Source organism: Agromyces italicus DSM 16388, assembly GCF_000421545.1.
Lineage (GTDB): Bacteria > Actinomycetota > Actinomycetes > Actinomycetales > Microbacteriaceae > Agromyces > Agromyces italicus.
The window spans coordinates 230,402-248,156 of the sequence record NZ_ATXF01000005.1; the positions used below are offsets into that span (position 1 = coordinate 230,402).

The window sequence follows — 17,755 nt, forward strand, 5'->3', positions numbered from 1 at the left end:
CAGCGTCTCGGGCCTCGTGCCCCCGCGCCCCGACGAGCTCGACCCCGAAGAGCGGATGACCCGCGCAGAACTCGAGGCGCTGCAGCTCGAGCGGCTGCGCCAGACCGTCGCGCACGCGTACGAGCACGTGCCCCTCTACACCGCGAAGTTCGACGCGGCGGGGGTGCACCCCCGTGACATCCAGAGCCTCGCCGATGTCGCGAAGCTGCCGTTCACCACCAAGGAGGACCTGCGGCAGACCTACCCCTTCGGCATGTTCGCCGTGCCGATGGCCGAGGTCGCGCGCATCCACGCCTCGAGCGGTACCACCGGCCGGCCCACCGTCGTCGGCTACACGAAGGGCGACCTCGACCGCTGGGCGACCCTCGTGGCCCGCTCGCTCCGCGCGAGCGGCGTGCGCCCCGGCATGAAGGTGCACAACGCCTACGGCTACGGCCTGTTCACCGGCGGGCTCGGCGCCCACGCCGGCATCGAGAAGCTCGGCGCCACCGTCATCCCGATATCGGGCGGCCAGACGGCCCGCCAGGTGCAGCTCATCGTCGACTTCGAGCCCGACGCGATCCTCTGCACGCCGAGCTACCTGCTCACCATCGCCGACGCGATGGTCGCGGCCGGCATCGACCCGCGCTCGACCTCGCTCAAGACGGCGGTGCTCGGCGCCGAGCCGTGGACGAACGAGATGCGCCACGAGCTCGAGCAGCGCCTCGGCATCGACGCGCTCGACATCTACGGGCTCAGCGAGGTCATGGGGCCGGGCGTCGGCAACGAGTGCATCGAGACGAAGGACGGCCCCCACATCTGGGAGGACCACTTCCTGCCCGAGATCATCGACGGCGACTCGGGCGCGGTGCTGGCCGACGGCGAGATGGGCGAGCTCGTCTTCACCTCGCTCACGAAGGAGGCGTTCCCGGTCATCCGCTACCGCACGCGCGACCTCACGCGCCTGCTGCCGGGCACCGCGCGCCCCGCGATGCGCCGCATCGAGAAGATCACCGGCCGCAACGACGACATGATCATCCTGCGCGGGGTGAATCTCTTCCCGACGCAGATCGAGGAGATCGTGCTCGGCATCGAGCAGCTCACGCCGCACTTCATCCTCGAACTCACCCGCGAAGGCCGCATGGACGCGATGACGGTGCGCATCGAGCGGCACCCCGACCTCTCGCGCGAGGTGTGCGAGGCGGCTTCGGTCGTACTGGCGAAGAAGATCAAGGTACTCATCGGCTCGACCGTCGAGGTGAGGCTCGAGGAGCCGGGCGCGCTGCCGCGCAGCGAGGGCAAGTACAAGCGGGTCTACGACCTGCGGGGCGAATGAGCGCCCCGGTGAGAGACTTGGGGCGATGAGCGAGAACGGATCACTTCGACGAGGCCGCCCGGGCTACGACCAGCAGGGCATCCTCGACGTCGCCGTCGCCGCCTTCAACCAGTACGGCTACGACGCGACCTCGATGGGCGTGCTCGCCGACCGGCTCGGGCTCTCGAAGTCGGCCATCTACCATCACTTCGCTTCGAAAGACGAGATCCTCGAGCGAGCCCTCGACGACGCCTTGAGCGCACTCGAGGGGGTGCTCCACGACGCGGATGCCTCGGGCGGTCGTGCGGCCGATCGCCTCGATCTCGCCCTCCGCGGCGCGGTGCACGTTCTCGTCGCCAGGCTGCCGAGCGTCACGCTGCTGCTGCGCGTGCGCGGCAACACCGAGGTCGAGCGCCGCGCACTCGCCCGCCGCCGCGCCTTCGACCGCGCCATCACCGCGCTCGTCGAAGAGGCGCAGCGCGAGGGAACGCTGCGCAGCGACCTCGACGCGAGCGTCGTCGCGCGGCTCGTCTTCGGCATGATCAACTCGATCGTCGAGTGGTACCGCCCCGGCGGCCGCGAAGACGCCGACAAGCTGGCCGACGACGTCATCGCGGTCGCGCTCGACGGGCTGCGCATGCCGACCTCGAACCGGGTGCAGGAGCTGCTGGGCTGAGCCGGGCGCGCCGGTCTGCGGCGGCTCACGCGGTGGCTCACGCGGTGGCGCAGTCTCCCGCGACGGTGCGGTCGGCGGTCCGACGGATGCTGCGGCGCGAGGCCGCACGCCGAGTACGCGCCGGCGTCGCGAGCTCCGCGCGCCGCTCGTCGGCCACGCGGCGACGTTCGAGTTCACGCGCCCGGCGCTCGTCGCCCGCGGCGATCAGATGCGGAAAGCTGTACTCCGAGACCAACATGTCGACTCCTCCTGCTCGTCGACTTCGAGCCTGCGCTCTGAGGTGGCGGCGTGGCATCCGGCGATCGCCCTACTTTCTCCGGGCCACCGCGTTCCCGTCCTTCCCGCGCACGGATGTCCGAGGCATGCGCGAAGCTGGAGCGATGACGCCGGAGACGACCGACACCCGATCCGCCGCGCTCGCGGCGCTCCGCGAGCTCGTGGGGCGGGGCGACGCCGACTTCCACGACGGGCAGTTCGAGGCGATCGAGGCACTCGTCGAGGGTCGTCGCCGGGCGCTCGTCGTGCAACGCACCGGCTGGGGCAAGTCGGCCGTCTACTTCGTCGCGACCCTGCTGCTGCGCCGACGTGGCGGCGGTCCCACCGTGCTCGTCTCGCCGCTGCTCGCGCTCATGCGCGACCAGATCGCCGCGGCCGAACGGGCCGGCGTCAGGGCGGTCGCCATCAACTCGACCAACCCGCACGAATGGGGCGAGGTGCTCGCCCGGCTCGACCGCGACGAGGTCGACGTGCTGCTCGTCTCGCCCGAGCGGCTGAACAACCCCTCGTTCCGCGACGAGCAGTTGCCGGCACTCGTTCGCCGCATCGGCATGCTCGTCGTCGACGAAGCGCATTGCATCAGCGACTGGGGGCACGACTTCCGCCCCGACTACCGGCGCCTTCGCGAGCTGATCGCGCAGATGCCGGCCGAGGTGCCCGTGCTCGCCACGACCGCGACGGCCAACAGCCGGGTCGTGGCCGATGTCGCCGAGCAACTCGGGGGTGAGGCATCCGGCTCGCTCGAGCGCCACGGCGGAGGAGACGCCGAAGGCGGCGTCGTCACCATTCGCGGCCCCCTCGCACGCACCTCGCTGCGCCTCGGCGTGCTGCGGCTGCCCGACTCGGCGAGTCGGCTGGCCTGGCTCGTCGGGCATCTCGGCGAGATGCCCGGCTCGGGCATCATCTATACGCTGACGGTGGCGGCGGCGAACGACACCGCCCGGCTGCTGCGCGAGCGCGGGCACGAGGTGCGGGCGTACACCGGGCAGACCGACCCAGACGAGCGGGCCGAGTCGGAGGGAATGCTGAAGCGCAACGAGGTCAAGGCGCTCGTCGCGACGAGCGCGCTCGGCATGGGCTTCGACAAGCCCGACCTCGGTTTCGTACTGCACCTCGGGGCGCCGTCGTCGCCGGTCGCCTACTACCAGCAGGTCGGCCGCGCGGGCCGTGCGACCGAGTCGGCCGACGTGCTGCTGCTGCCGGGCGTCGAAGACCGCGAGATCTGGCACTACTTCGCGACCGCCTCGATGCCCGACCGCGAGCGGGCCGAACGCGTGATCGCCGCGCTCTCCGACACGCCGGTGTCGACCCCCGCGCTCGAGGCGAGGGTCGACCTCCGGCGCACGCCGCTCGAGCTGCTGCTGAAGGTGCTCGATGTCGACGGCGCCGTGCGGCGCGAGAAGGGCGGCTGGGTCGCGACCGGCGCGCCGTGGGCCTACGACGAGGAGCGCTACCGCCGCATCGCCGCCGAGCGGCTCGCCGAGCAGCAGCACATGATCGAGTACGAGACGACCGGGGGCTGCCGCATGGAGTTCCTGCAGCGCTCGCTCGACGATGCGACGGCGGCCCCTTGCGGGCGGTGCGACAACTGCGCAGGTGTCTGGTACCCCACCGCGATCGGCGCCGAGGCATCGGCGACCGCGGCGAAGGCCCTCGACCGGGTCGGTGTGCCGATCGAGCCGCGTCGCGCCTGGCCCACCGGCGCCGACCGGCTCGGGGTGCCGGTGAAGGGCCGCATCTCCCCCGCCGAACAGGCGAGCGAGGGGCGGGCGCTCGCCCGCCTGACCGATCTCGGCTGGGGCGGCACCCTTCGTGAGGTCTTCGCCGCGGGGGCGCCCGATGCACCGGTGTCGCCGCAACTGCTCGCCGCCTGCGTCCGAGTGCTCGCCGACTGGGGCTGGGCCGACCGCCCCGTTGCCGTCGTGGCGATGCCGTCGCGCTCGAAGCCGCTGCTCGTCGATTCGCTGGCGCGCGGCCTCGCAGAGGTCGGCCGCCTCCCCTACCTCGGCGCGCTCGACCCGGTCGACGGTGGCCCGAGCGGGCAGCCCGGCGGCAACAGCGCGTTCCGGCTCGCGGGCGTGTGGGGTCGGTTCTCCGCGGCGGGGCTCGACGTGCCGGCCGGGCCGGTGCTGCTCGTCGACGACCTCGCCGACAGCCGGTGGACGCTCACGGTCGCCGCCCGCGAGCTGCGCCTCGCCGGGGCGGGCGGAGTGCTGCCATTCGCCCTCGCGCTGCGCGGGTGACACCGCAGCGGCGCCGACGGCGGCGGGCCACCTGCCGCCAGTCGCCTGCCACCTGCCACCCGCCGCCAGTCGCCTGCCACCAGATCTGGCTCAACTTGTAACGCTCGGGCGAGCCGATCAGCGCAACCTGCGATTTCGCGACCGTCGCCCGGACGGTTCCGCCGCGCATGGCCCCGGTACTTCGGTACTTCGGTACTTCGGTACGGCTGCTCCGAACCGAAACCCACTCGAGCGCACACGGCGACGGCGACGGCGCATCGGGCCCGCCTGGTCGACGCTTGATCCGGAGTGACTTCTCCGCAATCATCGAGCACATGACCCGGCTTCTCGCTCGGCGACCCTTGCCGGCCGCGGGCTGGTGCCTCGCTCTTCCCGTGGCATCCCTGCTCCTGCTGACCGCATGCGCTGCGCTGTCGCCCGCCGATGCCGCCGCAGGTCCGACCGAAGCGGCCTCAGCGGTCGTGGGCATCGAGATGCCCGACCTGGCTCCCTATCCCGAGCCCGATCCGCCGCTCTCCGAGGCGGAGTCGGAGACGAAGCGACTCGAGAACGCCGACGCCCGCTGGCAGAGGGTGCTCGCCAGTTTCCCTGATGCGGTGCGACCAGCGGACCCATTCGAAGCGTACGTCACCGATGAGAACCGCAACGACGTGCTGCGCGCGTGCTATGAAGCGGCCGGACTGCAGATCGAAAAGGTCCACGCAGCGGACAACGCCGACGGTTCACCCGACTCCATCGGCTGGACGGGCAGCGGCAGCGAGGCGGAGCTGATCGCGGCATACGCCTGCGATACTGCGTACCCGACGAAGACCACCCGCCCGGCTCCCAACGACACCGAACTCGGCTGGATCTACGACTACCTGACCGACTTCTACGCGCCGTGCCTCGCCGCGAACGGAATCGAAGTGCCCGAGCCACCCGAACGCGAGGTCTGGGTCGAGAGCTATCCCGGGTTCGCCTGGTTCCCTTCAGTCGGGGACGACCCCCGATTCATGGACCGGGACATCGACGCGGCGCTGCAGAACGCCTGCCCTGACCCGGATGGCTATCTGCTGACCGTCGCACGGTCGACCGAATAGCCGGCACGCCGGCAGGCGGCGATTTCGCCCTGGACGGGCGATCGCCGCCATCCGATGACAGGGCGGAGAGCATTCGGGCCTCCACCCGAATCGGATCGGACGTTCCCTCCGCGCCATGTCGGTTCCCCCTCATCGGCACCGCACGATGAGGGGGAACTGGCACAGCTCTGATGGATGATCCGACCGGGCCGAAGGCGTTCACAAGACCGCGGCGACGCGCGATCAGTGCGGCGCGGGGGCACCTGCACAGCGGTGCCGGCGCGGTCGGGGCACCTGCACAGCCGGGACGACGCGCGATCGGTAGGCGCCGGGGCACCCGCACAGCAGTGACGGCGCGACCCCGCGGCGTCCGCACGCCGGTGACTACCCGACCGGCGTGGCCTCGCCGGCCTGCTCCTTCGCGACGAGCGTCAGCACGTCGTACGACGCCACGAGCTCGTCGTTCTGGTTGCGGAGCACCGCGTCCCACCGCACCTCGCCGTACTCGTCGGTCTCACGCGGAGTGATCTGCTTGGCCGTGAGCTCGACTCGGATCGCGTCGCCGGGCGAGACCGGCGTCACGAAGCGCAGGTTCTCGAGGCCGGAGTTCGCGAGCACCGGGCCCGGTGCCGCGTCGACGAAGAGCCCCGCCGCCCACGAGACGAGCAGGTACCCGTGCGCGACCCGGCCCGGGAAGAACGGGTTCGCTGCCGCGGCCTCCTCGTCCATGTGGGCGTAGAAGGTGTCGCCCGTGAAGTTCGCGAAGGTCTCGATGTCGTCGAGCGTCACCGTGCGCGAGCCGCTGACGACCTGGTCGCCGAGCCGCAGTTCGGCGAGCGACTTGCGGAACGGGTGCACCCCACCGGCCCGCGCGCTCGCGCCCGCGTGCCACACCCCGGTGAGCGTCGTGAGCATCTCGGGCGAGCCCTGCACCGCGGTGCGCTGCATGTGGTGCAGCACCGCGCGGATGCCGCCGAGCTCCTCCCCGCCGCCCGCGCGGCCGGGGCCGCCGTGCACGAGGTTCGGCAGCGGCGAGCCGTGACCGGTCGAGGTGCGGGCGTCGTCGCGGTCGAGGAAGAGCACGCGACCGTTGTACGCTGCGATGCCCGAGGCGAGTTCGACGGCGACCGCGGGGTCATGGGTCGCGACGCTCGTGACGAGTGAGCCGCCGCCGCGCGCGACGAGCGCCGAGGCCTCGGCGAGCGAGCCGTAACCGACGATCGACGAGACCGGGCCGAAGGCCTCGACCTCGTGCAGGGCCGGGCTCGCGGCATCCGCGAATCGCAGCAGCATCGGCGCGACGAAGGCGCCGTCGGGCGCCGAGCCGGTCGAGCCGTCCGCGAGTGCGACCGTCGGGGCATCCGTCGAACCGATCACGAGCTCGCCACCCGCGGCGGTGAGCCGGCCGACCTGACGCAGCACCTCGTCGCGCTGGGCGGTCGAGGCGAGCGGGCCCATCGTGACGCCCTCGGCGCGCGGGTCGCCGACGACGACGCGCTCGGCGATGCGTGCGCGCACCGCGTCGATGACGGCGTCGACGGAGGCCTCGGGCACGATCGCCCGGCGGATCGCGGTGCACTTCTGCCCCGCCTTCGTCGTCATCTCGACGACGAGCTGCTTGACGTACGCATCGAACTCGGGGGTGCCGGCCACCGCGTCGGTGCCGAGCACGCTCGCATTGATCGAGTCGGTCTCGCTCGTGAAACGCACCCCGCCGGTCTGCACGGCGTCATGCGCGCGCAGCCTCTCGGCCGTCGAGGCCGAGCCGGTGAACCCGACGAGGTCGCCGAGCCGCAGGTGATCGAAGAGCGTCGGCACGCTGCCCGAGACCAGCTGCAGCGACCCGTCGGGGAGCAGCCCCGACTCGACGAGGATGCGCACGAACGCCTCGGCGAGATAGCCGGTCGGCGTCGCAGGCTTCACGACGGTGGGCATTCCGGCGAGGAAGGCGGGCGCGAACTTCTCGAGCGAACCCCACACCGGGAAGTTGAAAGCGTTGATCTGCACGGCCGCACCGGGCAGGCGGGTATAGATATGCCGCCCCAGGAATGAACCGTCCTTCGAGAGGTTCTCGACGGCTCCGTCGAGGTAGACCTTCGAATTCGGCATCTCACGACGGCCCTTGCCCGAGAAGGTGAACAACACGCCGATGCCGCCGTCGATGTCGACCCACGAGTCCTGCTTGGTGGCGCCGGTGCGGCTCGACAGCGCATACAGCTCGGCTTTGCGCTCGGTCAACGCGAGGGCCATCTGCTTCAGCAGCACCGCACGCTGGTGGAAGGTGAGTTCACCGAGCGAGGCCTGGCCGACGGTGCGCGCGTACTCGAGCGCGGCGCCGAGGTCGAGCCCCTCGGTCGACACCCGGGTCACGACCTCCCCCGTGGAGGCGTCGCGCACCTCGGTCGCCGGCGCGGACGGGGAGGGCGTCCACCACCCGCCGTTGACGTAGCTCGGCAGGATCTCGGTCATCATCTGATGGTCCTCTCGGTGGTCGAGTAGCGCGGCGAATCGAGACCCCTCACGAGGCATCCCACTGGTAGAAGCCCTCGCCGCTCTTGCGGCCGAGCCTGCCCTCGGCGACCATGCGCCTCAGCAGGGCGGGCGGAGCGAATCGTTCGCCGAGCGTCTGCGCGAGGTACTCGGCGATGCCGAGCCGCACGTCGAGTCCGACGAGGTCGGTCAGCTTGAGCGGCCCGACGGGGTGCTTGTACCCGAGCGTCATCGCCGCGTCGATGTCCTCGGCCGAGGCGACGCCCTCCTCGAGCATGCGGATGGCCTCGAGCCCGAGCATGACGCCGAGGCGCGACGAGGCGAAGCCCGGGGCGTCCGCGACGACGATGGGCGTCTTGCCGATCGCGCGCACCCAGCCGCGCGCCTCGTCGACGAGCTTCGGGTCGGATGCCTCGCCGCGCACGACCTCGACGAGAGTCGACGCCGGCACGGGGTTGAAGAAGTGCATGCCGACGAAGCGCGAGGGCCGGTCGAGCAGGGTCGCGAGCTGGTCGATCGAGATCGACGAGGTGTTCGAGGCGAGCGCCGCGGCCGGGGCGAGCACCCGCTCGACGCGGGTGAGGGCGTCGATCTTCAGCTCGAGGTCCTCGGGCACGGCCTCGACGACGAGCTCGCAGTTCGCGAAGTCGGCGACGTCGGTGCTCGTGGCGAAGCGGGCGGCGTAGGCCGCGGCGTCCTCGTCGGCGGTGCCGCGGACGACCGAGGCCTCGACCGAGGCGAGCACCCGCTGCGCGGCCGCCGCGGCGGCGTCGGCGTCGCGCTCGACGATCGTGACCCTCGAGCCCGCGAGCAGGAACGCGTGCGCGATGCCCGCGCCCATCCGCCCGCCGCCGAGCACGCCGACGGCGGCGGGAGCGCCGCTTCCGGTGGGCGAGTCGCGAAGCGTATCGAGACCTTGAGACCCGCTCATTTCTGCTTCCTCTCGAGGAACTCGGTCATCCGCCGCGTCTTCTCGGGACTCTCGAAGAGCACGGCCTGCTCCTCGAGGTCGACGGCCGGGTGCTCTTCGCGCGGCGCCCGGAAGACGCGCTTCGTCGCCATCGTCGCCGCGCGATCGTTGCGGGCGATCCGATCGGCGATCGCGTGCGCGGCGGGCAGCAGCTCGTCGGCCGGGTGCACCTCCCCGACGAGTCCGATCTCGCGCGCCTCCTCGGCGCCGATCGTGCGGCCGGTGAGCAGCAGTTCGATCGCCCGCGCGTCGCCCACGATCTCCTTCAAGCGCCAGCTCGCGCCCGCCGCGGCGATGATGCCGAGCCCCGTCTCGGGATTGCCGATCTTCAGCGAGGGCGTCGCGATGCGGATGTCGGCGGCGTACGCGAGCTCGGCGCCGCCCCCGAGCGCGTACCCGTCGAGCGCGGCGATCACGGGCATCGGCAGCAGCGCGATGCGCACGAAGGCGTTCGCGTTGATGCCGGCGCGGGCGTCGGCGGCGCGGCGGTCGCGGAGCTGGGAGATGTCGGCGCCCGAGGCGAACACGCCCCCGGAGCCCGTGAGGATGAGCGTGCGCGGGATCGCCTCGAGCTCGGCGCAGAGCAGATGGAGGGCGTCGATCGTCGACTGGTCGATCGCGTTGCGCTTGTCGGGGCGGTTGAGGGCGGCGACCACGCGATCGTCGTGCCGTTCGACGAGCAGCGGCCCGCCATCATCGGTCGAGGAGGAGCGAAGCGACGTCTCGAGACCCGCCATCATCACACCCGCTCCACGATGAGGGCGCTGCCCTGGCCCACGCCGACGCACATGGTGGCGAGGCCGTAGCGCGAGCCCTCGCGCTCCATGCGGCCGAGCAGGGTCACGACGAGGCGCGAGCCCGACGAGCCGAGCGGATGCCCCAGGGCTATCGCACCGCCGTCGGCGTTCACCCGCTCGGGGTCGAGCCCGAGGCGGCGCATCGAGGCGAGCGACTGCGTCGCGAACGCCTCGTTGAGCTCGACCGAGCCGATGTCGTCGAGGTCGATCCCGGCGCGTTCGAGCGCCTTCTCGGTCGCGGGCACGGGGCCGAGGCCCATGATCTCAGGGGCGAGTCCGGCCGAGGCGCCGACGACGATGCGCGCCCGGGGCGTGAGCCCGTAGCGTTCGACGGCCGCACCGCTCGCGACGAAGATCGCGCTCGCGCCGTCGTTCAGCGCGCTCGAGTTGCCGGCGGTCACGACCGAGCCGCCCGGCACGACGGGCCGGAGGCCGGCGAGCACCTCGAGCGTGGTCTCGGGGCGAGGGCCCTCGTCGACGAGCACCTCGCCGTGGTGCGTCGGCACGCCGACGATCTCGGACTCGAAGCGGCCAGCGGCGATCGCGGCGACGGCGCGCTGCTGCGAGCGCAGGGCGAAGGCGTCGGCGTCGTCACGGGTGATGCCGTCGACCCGAGCGACCTCCTCGGCCGTCTCGGGCATCGAGAAGGTGGCCTTGTCGCGCGCGAGCAGCTTCGGGTTCGGGAACCGCCAGCCGATCGAGGTGTCGTATTGCGCACCCGGCTTGGCGAACGCCCGCTCGGGCTTCTGCTGCACCCAGGGCGCACGGGTCATCGACTCGACGCCGCCCGCGAGCACGAGGTCGGCGTCGCCCGCACGCACGGCCTGCGCCGCCATCGTGATGGCCGACATGCCCGAGGCGCAGAGGCGGTTCACCGTGACGCCCGGCACCTCGTCGGGCAGCCCCGCGAGCAGCACCGCCATGCGTGCGACGTTGCGGTTGTCCTCCCCGGCCTGATTCGCTGCGCCGAGGATGACCTCGTCGATCGCCCCGAGCTCCCCGACGACGTCGAGCCCTGCGCGCCGCACGGCCTCGCCCACGACGAGCGCCGCGAGGTCATCGGGTCGCACGCCCGCGAGCACGCCGCCGTAACGGCCGACCGGGGTGCGCACCCCGCCGACGAGGTAGGCCTCTGCCATGTTCACTCCTGACCGCACTGTCTTCGAGAACGCTGCTCCCAGCGTAGGCAGGGGTCCGCGGCATCCGCACGGCCGGAATTCCTGACCGACCGTTCAGGTAGTAATTATGGCAAACGGATGCCCCGCGCGCCACTCGGCGCGATCCCTCAGCCCTCGGCGGGCTCGTCGGGCGTTGCGGTCGGGGCAGGCGCGGCGGGCGGGCCGAAGAGCGTCCACGCGCCGGCGCTGCACTGGTAGAAGGCCGAGACCGAGGTGTCGATGTAGACGTCGCCGTCGGCCGTGCACGTGTCGTTCTGGGGCGCACCCGCCCCGAGCAGCACCTGCGTACCGGGTGCCCCGGGGGCGCCGGTCTCGCCGGTGGCGCCCGTCGCCCCGGTGGCGCCCGTCGCCCCGGTGGCGCCCGTCGCCCCGGTGGCCCCCGTCGCCCCGGTGGCGCCCGTCGCCCCGGTGGCCCCCGTCGCCCCGGTGGCGCCGGTCGCGCCCGTCGCTCCCGTCAGATTCTCGGCGGCCTCCGCCCGGATGTTCCCGGCGATCGCCCAGTCGCCGTCTCGGAACACGTAGACGTCGGAGCTCGCCAGATCGAGGTACACGTCGCCCTCGAAGCCCTTGCCCGACTCGGGGGCGCCGGTGCCGGCGCGCACGGCCGAGCCCGCGGGCAGGATCTCCTCGATCGCCTCCTCGTACGCCGCCTGGTCGTCCTCGCTGATCGTCGGCGTCGGCGTCGGCACGGCGTTCGAATCGGCCGGGCGGGCGAGCGCCGATCCGAGGAACGCCGCGACGAAGGAAAGCACGACGATCGCGATGCCGAACCAGATCAGCATGGTGCGGCTGACCCCCGCGGGCGGGGCTGCGGCGGACGCGGCCCCTCCCGCGGACGAGGCCGCCGGTACGGAAGCGGGGGCCGGTTCGGAGTTCTTCGCGGCGCCGGGATCACTCATGCTCGACCTCCAAGTCTCACGCCGGAACCCGGTCGCCGAGACGACGACCCCGCGCGTCGCGCTCATCGTATCGACACGGCCCGCCGCGCGGCAGACGACCCGCCCTGCTCGCGGCGCCGACGTGCCGGAACGACGAGGGCCCGCATCCCTCGGATGCGGGCCCTCGACTCGGTCGGTCGCGACTCAGACGGCCGTCTGCTCCGCGGCGTGGTCGGTCTCGACGACCTCCACCACGTCGGTCTCGGCGACCGAGACCACCTCGACGGCCTCCACGAACGCTTCGCGCGCGAGTTCGCCGTGCAGGTCGTCGCCGAGCCGCACATCGACGAAGTCGATATCGATCTCGGCGCGGTCGAGCAGCTCGGTCATGCGACGCTGGCGGTTGCGCGGGATGAGCGTGACGACACGACCCTGCTTGCCGGCACGGCCGGTGCGGCCCGAGCGGTGCAGGTAGGTCTTGTACTCGTCGGGTGCGTCGGCCTGGATCACGAGATCGATGTCGTCGACGTGGATGCCGCGCGCTGCGACATCCGTGGCCACCAGCACGTTGACCCGACCTGAGGTCAGCTGCTGGAGGTTGCGCGTGCGGCGCGACTGATTGAGATCGCCGTGCAATGCGACGGCACGGATGCCGTAGTTCTCGAGGTGATCGGTGAGGTCTTCGGCGAACGCGCGGGTGCGGCTGAACACGAGCGTCTTGCCGTCGCGGTTCGCGAGTTCGGCGACGATGTCGCGCTTGTCGCGGTTCTCGATGACGAAGACGCGGTGGTCGATCGTCGACGACGCCTGGTCTTCACCGGCGACCTCGTGCACGGCCGGGTCGACGAGGAACTCGTCGACGAGCGTCGCGACGCCCTGGTCGAGGGTCGCCGAGAAGAGCAGCTTCTGGCCGCCCTCCGCGGTGCGGCGGATGATGCGCTGGACCGGCTCGAGGAAGCCGAGGTCGCACATGTGGTCGGCCTCGTCGAGCACCGTGATGACGACCTCGGAGAGGTCGAGACGACCCTGCTCGATGAGGTCTTCGATGCGGCCCGGGGTGCCGATCACGATGTCGACGCCGCGCTGCAGCGCGCCGACCTGACGGCCCTGGGGAACGCCCCCGTAGATCTGCGTCGTGAAGAGGCCGACGCTCTGCGCGATCGGCTGCACGGTGCGGTCGATCTGCAGTGCGAGCTCGCGGGTCGGCGCGAGGATGAGCGCGCGGGGCTTGCGGCCCATCTGGCGGCGGCCGCCGGCCTTGCCCGAAGCGCTCCAGAGCTGCATGAGCCGCTCGACGGCGGGAGCGCCGAAGGCGATCGTCTTGCCCGAGCCGGTCTTTCCGCGGCCGAGCACGTCGCGACCCTCGAGCACGACGGGGATCGTCGCGGCCTGGATCGGGAAGGGCGACACGGCGCCGAGCTGCGCAAGCGCGGCGACGACGTTGCTGCCGAGGCCGAGGTCGCCGAAGCTCACACCGTCGACTGCGTCGGCCTGGATGGCCTGGGCCTCGAGGCGCTCGAGGACGACGTCGTCGTTCGGCGAGAAGCGGGGGTTCTCGTCGCGCGACGGGTAGAAGTTCGAGGGGCGACGGCCCGAGTCCTGGAAGCCGGGGCGGTCGAACTCGCGGCGCGGGCCGCGGTCGTTCCGGTCGAAGGAGCGCGCCGGACGGTCGTTGCGGTCGTTGCGGTCGAAGGAGCGCGCCGGACGGTCGTTGCGGTCGTTGCGGTCGAACGAACGCGCCGGACGGTCGTTGCGGTCGTTCCGATCGAACGAACGCGCCGGGCGGTCATTGCGGTCGTTCCGATCGAACGAACGCGCCGGGCGGTCACTGCGGTCGTACGAGCGGGGGGCGCGATCGTCGCGGTCGTACGAGCGCGCGGGACGGTCGTCGCGGTCGTTCCGGTCGAAGGGACGCGCAGGACGCTCGTCGCGGTCGAACCGACGAGGCGCACGATCGTCACGGTCGAACGAACGCGCCGGGCGGTCGTTCCGGTCGTACGAGCGGGGGGCGCGGTCGTCACGGTTGTACGAACGGGCCGGACGGTCCTCGCGGTAGTGCGGGCGGGCAGGGCGGTCGTTCCGGTCGTTCCGGTCGTACGAACGAGGGGCGCGGTCGTCGCGGCCGGACGAGCGGTGCGCCCGGTCGTCGCGGTCGTTCGCGGCACGGCCCTCACGGTCGGCACGGTGAGGGGTGCGGCCGGTAGCGACGCGCTCGTCGCGCGACCAGCGCTCCTTGCGGGGCGCCTCCTCCTCGGGGCGGTAGCCGCGGTGGCCGGGGCTGCGCGAGCCCGACTTCTGGGCGCGGCCCTTGCCGGCGTACGAGGGGTCGAAATTGGCGGCGGGTCGGCCGCCCTTGGGCTTCTTGTTCTTGGGCATGGTGGTGACTTCCTGGGTTGTACTCGATGTACATGGCAGCGCCACTGCGAGCGCAGCACACTGAGAACCCGGAACTTCGTCGACCGGGGCCGTTCACATACGGTGACTATCCGAGACCGAACGTCTCGAAACCGGCCCTACAGACTCACAAACCCATCCGTGCGACGCACGGTGTCCAGAACCGACTCCACCACGATAGCGGAATCCGGCTGGGAAACCCCCGTGCCCTCGACCGGCAGGCCAGCGGATGCGATCGATTCCGGTGGGCAACAACCGCCGAGGCGATGCGATCCCTTGCACCTATGGGCGCGAGTTACTCCCAGATCGCGGTATCCGGATCGATGCCGTGGTGACGCGCGGATTCGTCGACGCTCTGACGGAACCACGTGGCGAGGCCGTCTCCGATCCCGTTGTAGTACGACGAGAATCCTGGGTCGGCCTCGAACATCCGAGCCAGGCACACCTGCATCCGTCGGGTCAATGGGAAGAAGTTCGAGAACAGCTGCCGGTGGCGTTCGGCGAGTTCATCCGCCTCCTCGCTCCCGGGTTCGACGCCTCGGCTCACCGCGTCGGCGAGGTCGCGCTGGAGGGCGGACATGGCCTCGGAGAGTGCCCGCCATTGACTTTGCGATCGGGATGCGGAGCGTTCCGCGAACTGCGCCCACTGCCTCGAACCTCCCCATTCGAAGCGGGCCGCGCGCGATTGCTGCGGGTCCCAACCTTCGCCGAAGACCTCACGCTGCTCGGCGTCGCTCATCAGGATGCCACGCTCGTGCGCGTCGGTCATGCGCTCGAGTCGTTCGTCGAGCTGCTGGAGATCGTGGATCCGTCGGGCCAGCTGCGCCCGCTGCTCGCGCAGCGTATCTCCGATCTTCGCGGTCGCATCATCGAGCACATCACGAATCGCGTCGAGCGTCAGGCCGGCCTCGCGGTACGCCACGACTCGGCTGAGGTGCTCGAGGTCATCCCAGGTGTAGAGGCGGTAGCCGGCAGGTGTGCGGCGGGATGCCGATGCGAGACCGATCTCGTCCCAGTGGTGGAGCGTGCGAACGGTCAGTCCGAGGAGGTCGGCGGCGACGCCGACCGTCGCGTCCTCGTCGGTCTCGTTGTCAACCATTGAGGTCATTGTCCTCCTCCTTCGGAGCCTCCCGGCGCGAAGATCCCGACCGACGCGAAATCGCGGCCCACGTCGCTGTCGGGAGTGAACGGCGTCGCCGCCGTGAACGTGACGTGTGCCCCCTCGGGAGTGGTGACAGCGATGTCGCGAGTTCTCCACGCCGTGTCGTACGGCCCATTCACCGAATCTGGTGACAGTTCTCGACATGCGTCGGCGACGGACTCGAGCTGGCTGAGCACGCAGGAGACGAACACCTGAACCGTGGATGCCGCTGACGGGGCCGCATCGTCGTCCGCGGGAACGAGCAGGACGTCCTGGAACGCCCACCGTCGCAGATGGACGATCTGGCCGGGAACGCTGAAGAAGTCGACGAAGCCGAGTCCGCGGACCCAGAAATCTGTCGACGCGCGAAGGTCCCTCGTTGGGATCTTCACGAACATCGGCATCGCGTAGATGCCGAGGAACGGGTCCGGCGCGACGGCGTCCGGACCGTCGGGAACGGGGCTCATCTCGAATGCATTGAAGTACTCAGTCATGTGAGAAAGCTTGAATCCTCACGTCGCGTGAGGGTCAAACATCGCCATCGCCACCAGAGCCGCCATGCGCGACCTCGAGATCGCCCGACACCTCGCAGGGCCCTGAGAAGACCATCCCCGTGCACCGGGCGAAACCTGGGCGTAACGCGGCCCGCCTACGCTCGACGCATGCACGCCGAACGACTCAGCTCCGACGCATCCATCGCGATCGAGCCGCCCCGCCAACCCGAGGTGGAGCGTCTGCTCGAGGGCAGCACCGAGTACTCGCGCGGCCTCTACCCGCCCGAGGCGTGCTTCCTGCTCGATGTCGGGCAACTCGAACGATCCGACGTGCGGCTGTACGTCGCGCGCGACGCGCACGGCACCGCCCTCGGCATCGCGGCGCTCGTCGCGGGAGCGACGGGTGCGGAGGCCACGGCCGGAACGCCGACCGCCGGGCCCGTCCGCGGCGAGCTCAAGCGCATGTTCGTCGACCCCGCGGGCCGCGGGCTCGGCATCGCCGGCGCCCTGCTCGCCCGTATCGAGGCCGACGCCGCCGCGCTCGGCCTCGACGAGATCGTGCTCGAGACGGGGCCGCGCCACCTCGCCGCGCTCGCGCTGTACGAGAAGCACGGCTACCGGCACATCGAACAGTTCGGGCCGTACGTCGGCGAGGAGTTCAGCGTCTGCATGGCGAAGTCGCTGCGCGTGGGTTAGCATCGCTCCACCCCTGAACCCGGAGCCCGGTGTGAACTCGACCCGACGCACAGGCGGCTCCGGCGCCCGCCGCAGGCGGGTCGCGGTGGCCGCGACGGCCGTGACGGCCGCCCTCGTGGGCATCGTCGCGCTCTCGGGCTTCCACCAGCAGTTGCGCGAGATCGACCCTCCGGGCCCCGACTCGGCGAGCGAGGTCGCCGGCACCGACCGCATCGGGATCCGCACGTTCACGCCGCCCGAGGGGATCGTCGTCGATGCCGACCTCGAGTACGGCGTCCGCGAAGACGGCACACTCCTGACGCTCGACGTCTGCCATCCGGTCGCGCAGACGACCGCGGCCGGCGCCACGGCGGTCGGCACGGAGGCGGGCGTCACCGCCAGTGCCGACTCGGGCGCCGTGCCCGCCGAGGCCGGCGCCGCCGTCGACCTCGCGCCGAGCCTGCCCGCCGTCGTCTCGATCCACGGCGGCAGCTGGCAGCGCGGCGACAAGGCCAACACCGACTGGCGCAACGTCTGCCGCTGGCTCGCGAGCGAGGGGTTCGTCGCCGTGTCGGTCGACTACCGGCTCGTTCCCGACGCGATCTTCCCTTCTGCGATCGACGACGTCGCCCTCGCCGTCGAGTGGCTGCGCCGGCCCGCGCAGTTCGAGCGGTTCGGCATCGACCCCGGGCGCATCGGTGCCTTCGGCGGCTCCGCGGGCGGCAACCTCGCCGCCCTCCTCGGCACCTCGGGCGAGGGAGCCGTCGACGAGGGATCGCGGGTCGCCGCCGTCGTCGAACTCTCGGGCCCCGTCGGGCTCCGAACCGACGAACTGGTCGCCGACGAGGCATCCCTCTGGCTGCGCAGCATCGTCGCCGCGTACCTCGGCTGCGAACCGGGCGACGATGACGACGACTGCCCCCAGGCGGCGGATGCCTCGCCGGCGACCCATGCCGACGAAAGCGACCCGCCCGTCTTCATCGGGCACGCCGAAGACGAGATCGTGCCGCTCGGCCAGTCGCAGCGCCTCGCCGAGGAGCTCGCGAACGCGGGCGTCCCCGTCGAGTTGGCGATCGTGACGGGCGGCGAGCACTCGATCGGCATCCTCGACGAGGCGCTGCGCGCGCGCGTCGCGGCGTTCCTCCACGAGCACCTCGGCTGACCCCTACCGGGGTACGCCCCAGCGGATCG

At 71.5% G+C, this 17,755-nt stretch carries 15 protein-coding genes; 6 read left to right on the forward strand and 9 right to left on the reverse strand.

Annotated features, from left to right (window positions below; all coding sequences use genetic code 11):
- The first annotated feature begins 55 nt into the window (after positions 1 to 55).
- Together paaK and H516_RS18490 are read left to right on the forward strand one after the other, a co-directional pair.
- Entirely contained in the window at positions 56 to 1,315 is a 1,260-nt protein-coding gene (gene paaK, locus H516_RS0105360; RefSeq protein WP_157432186.1) for a phenylacetate--CoA ligase PaaK, read from the forward strand.
- 25 nt (positions 1,316 to 1,340) lie between these two features.
- Entirely contained in the window at positions 1,341 to 1,970 is a 630-nt protein-coding gene (locus tag H516_RS18490) for a TetR/AcrR family transcriptional regulator (RefSeq protein WP_022888693.1), read from the forward strand.
- A gap of 37 nt (positions 1,971 to 2,007) precedes the next feature.
- Here the strand turns inward: H516_RS18490 and H516_RS0105370 are convergent, their stop codons facing one another.
- Positions 2,008 to 2,208: a hypothetical protein gene (locus tag H516_RS0105370; protein ID WP_022888694.1), complete on the reverse strand. Its 201-nt coding sequence runs from the start codon at positions 2,206 to 2,208 to the stop codon at positions 2,008 to 2,010.
- A 142-nt stretch (positions 2,209 to 2,350) separates the two neighbouring features.
- On the opposite strand from H516_RS0105370, the gene H516_RS0105375 reads away from it, so the two are divergent.
- Both H516_RS0105375 and H516_RS0105380 read left to right on the forward strand, forming a co-directional pair.
- Positions 2,351 to 4,489, forward strand: a complete 2,139-nt coding sequence (locus H516_RS0105375) for a RecQ family ATP-dependent DNA helicase (RefSeq protein WP_022888695.1) — start codon at positions 2,351 to 2,353, stop codon at positions 4,487 to 4,489.
- Between the two features lie 461 nt (positions 4,490 to 4,950).
- Positions 4,951 to 5,568, forward strand: coding sequence for a hypothetical protein (locus H516_RS0105380; protein WP_157432157.1), 618 nt, complete (start codon positions 4,951 to 4,953; stop codon positions 5,566 to 5,568).
- Between the two features lie 363 nt (positions 5,569 to 5,931).
- On the opposite strand, the gene paaZ is transcribed toward H516_RS0105380, so the two are convergent.
- The 8 genes from paaZ to H516_RS0105420 form a co-directional block, all read right to left on the reverse strand.
- Positions 5,932 to 8,016 (reverse strand): phenylacetic acid degradation bifunctional protein PaaZ, encoded by a 2,085-nt coding sequence (paaZ, locus tag H516_RS0105385; RefSeq protein WP_026378459.1) that lies wholly within the window; start codon positions 8,014 to 8,016, stop codon positions 5,932 to 5,934.
- Between the two features lie 49 nt (positions 8,017 to 8,065).
- Positions 8,066 to 8,968: a 3-hydroxyacyl-CoA dehydrogenase family protein gene (locus tag H516_RS18495; protein ID WP_022888698.1), complete on the reverse strand. Its 903-nt coding sequence runs from the start codon at positions 8,966 to 8,968 to the stop codon at positions 8,066 to 8,068.
- Positions 8,965 to 9,744 carry an enoyl-CoA hydratase/isomerase family protein gene (locus H516_RS0105395; protein WP_051138706.1) on the reverse strand — a complete coding sequence of 260 codons (780 nt, stop codon included), beginning with the start codon at positions 9,742 to 9,744 and terminating at the stop codon, positions 8,965 to 8,967. Before H516_RS0105395 ends, H516_RS18495 begins: the two co-directional genes overlap by 4 nt.
- Before the next feature lie 2 nt (positions 9,745 to 9,746).
- On the reverse strand, positions 9,747 to 10,943 hold the full coding sequence (locus tag H516_RS0105400) for a thiolase family protein (RefSeq protein ID WP_026378461.1): 1,197 nt from the start codon (positions 10,941 to 10,943) through the stop codon (positions 9,747 to 9,749).
- A 146-nt stretch (positions 10,944 to 11,089) separates the two neighbouring features.
- Complete coding sequence (locus tag H516_RS22500; RefSeq protein WP_211217073.1) at positions 11,090 to 11,881, reverse strand: hypothetical protein; 792 nt, start codon at positions 11,879 to 11,881, stop codon at positions 11,090 to 11,092.
- A 183-nt stretch (positions 11,882 to 12,064) separates the two neighbouring features.
- Complete coding sequence (locus H516_RS18505; protein ID WP_022888700.1) at positions 12,065 to 14,236, reverse strand: DEAD/DEAH box helicase; 2,172 nt, start codon at positions 14,234 to 14,236, stop codon at positions 12,065 to 12,067.
- Between the two features lie 313 nt (positions 14,237 to 14,549).
- Positions 14,550 to 15,362: a MerR family transcriptional regulator gene (locus H516_RS0105415; protein WP_022888701.1), complete on the reverse strand. Its 813-nt coding sequence runs from the start codon at positions 15,360 to 15,362 to the stop codon at positions 14,550 to 14,552.
- The gene (locus H516_RS0105420) at positions 15,359 to 15,889 is read right to left on the reverse strand and encodes a glycosyl transferase (protein WP_022888702.1); all 531 of its coding nucleotides are present in this window, start codon (positions 15,887 to 15,889) and stop codon (positions 15,359 to 15,361) included. Before H516_RS0105420 ends, H516_RS0105415 begins: the two co-directional genes overlap by 4 nt.
- A gap of 168 nt (positions 15,890 to 16,057) precedes the next feature.
- On the opposite strand from H516_RS0105420, the gene H516_RS0105425 reads away from it, so the two are divergent.
- On the forward strand, positions 16,058 to 16,585 hold the full coding sequence (locus tag H516_RS0105425) for a GNAT family N-acetyltransferase (RefSeq protein ID WP_022888703.1): 528 nt from the start codon (positions 16,058 to 16,060) through the stop codon (positions 16,583 to 16,585).
- Between the two features lie 85 nt (positions 16,586 to 16,670).
- A complete protein-coding gene (locus tag H516_RS21195) occupies positions 16,671 to 17,726 on the forward strand; it encodes an alpha/beta hydrolase (RefSeq protein ID WP_051138707.1) in 1,056 nt (351 codons plus the stop codon).
- Positions 17,727 to 17,755: the final 29 nt, after the last annotated feature.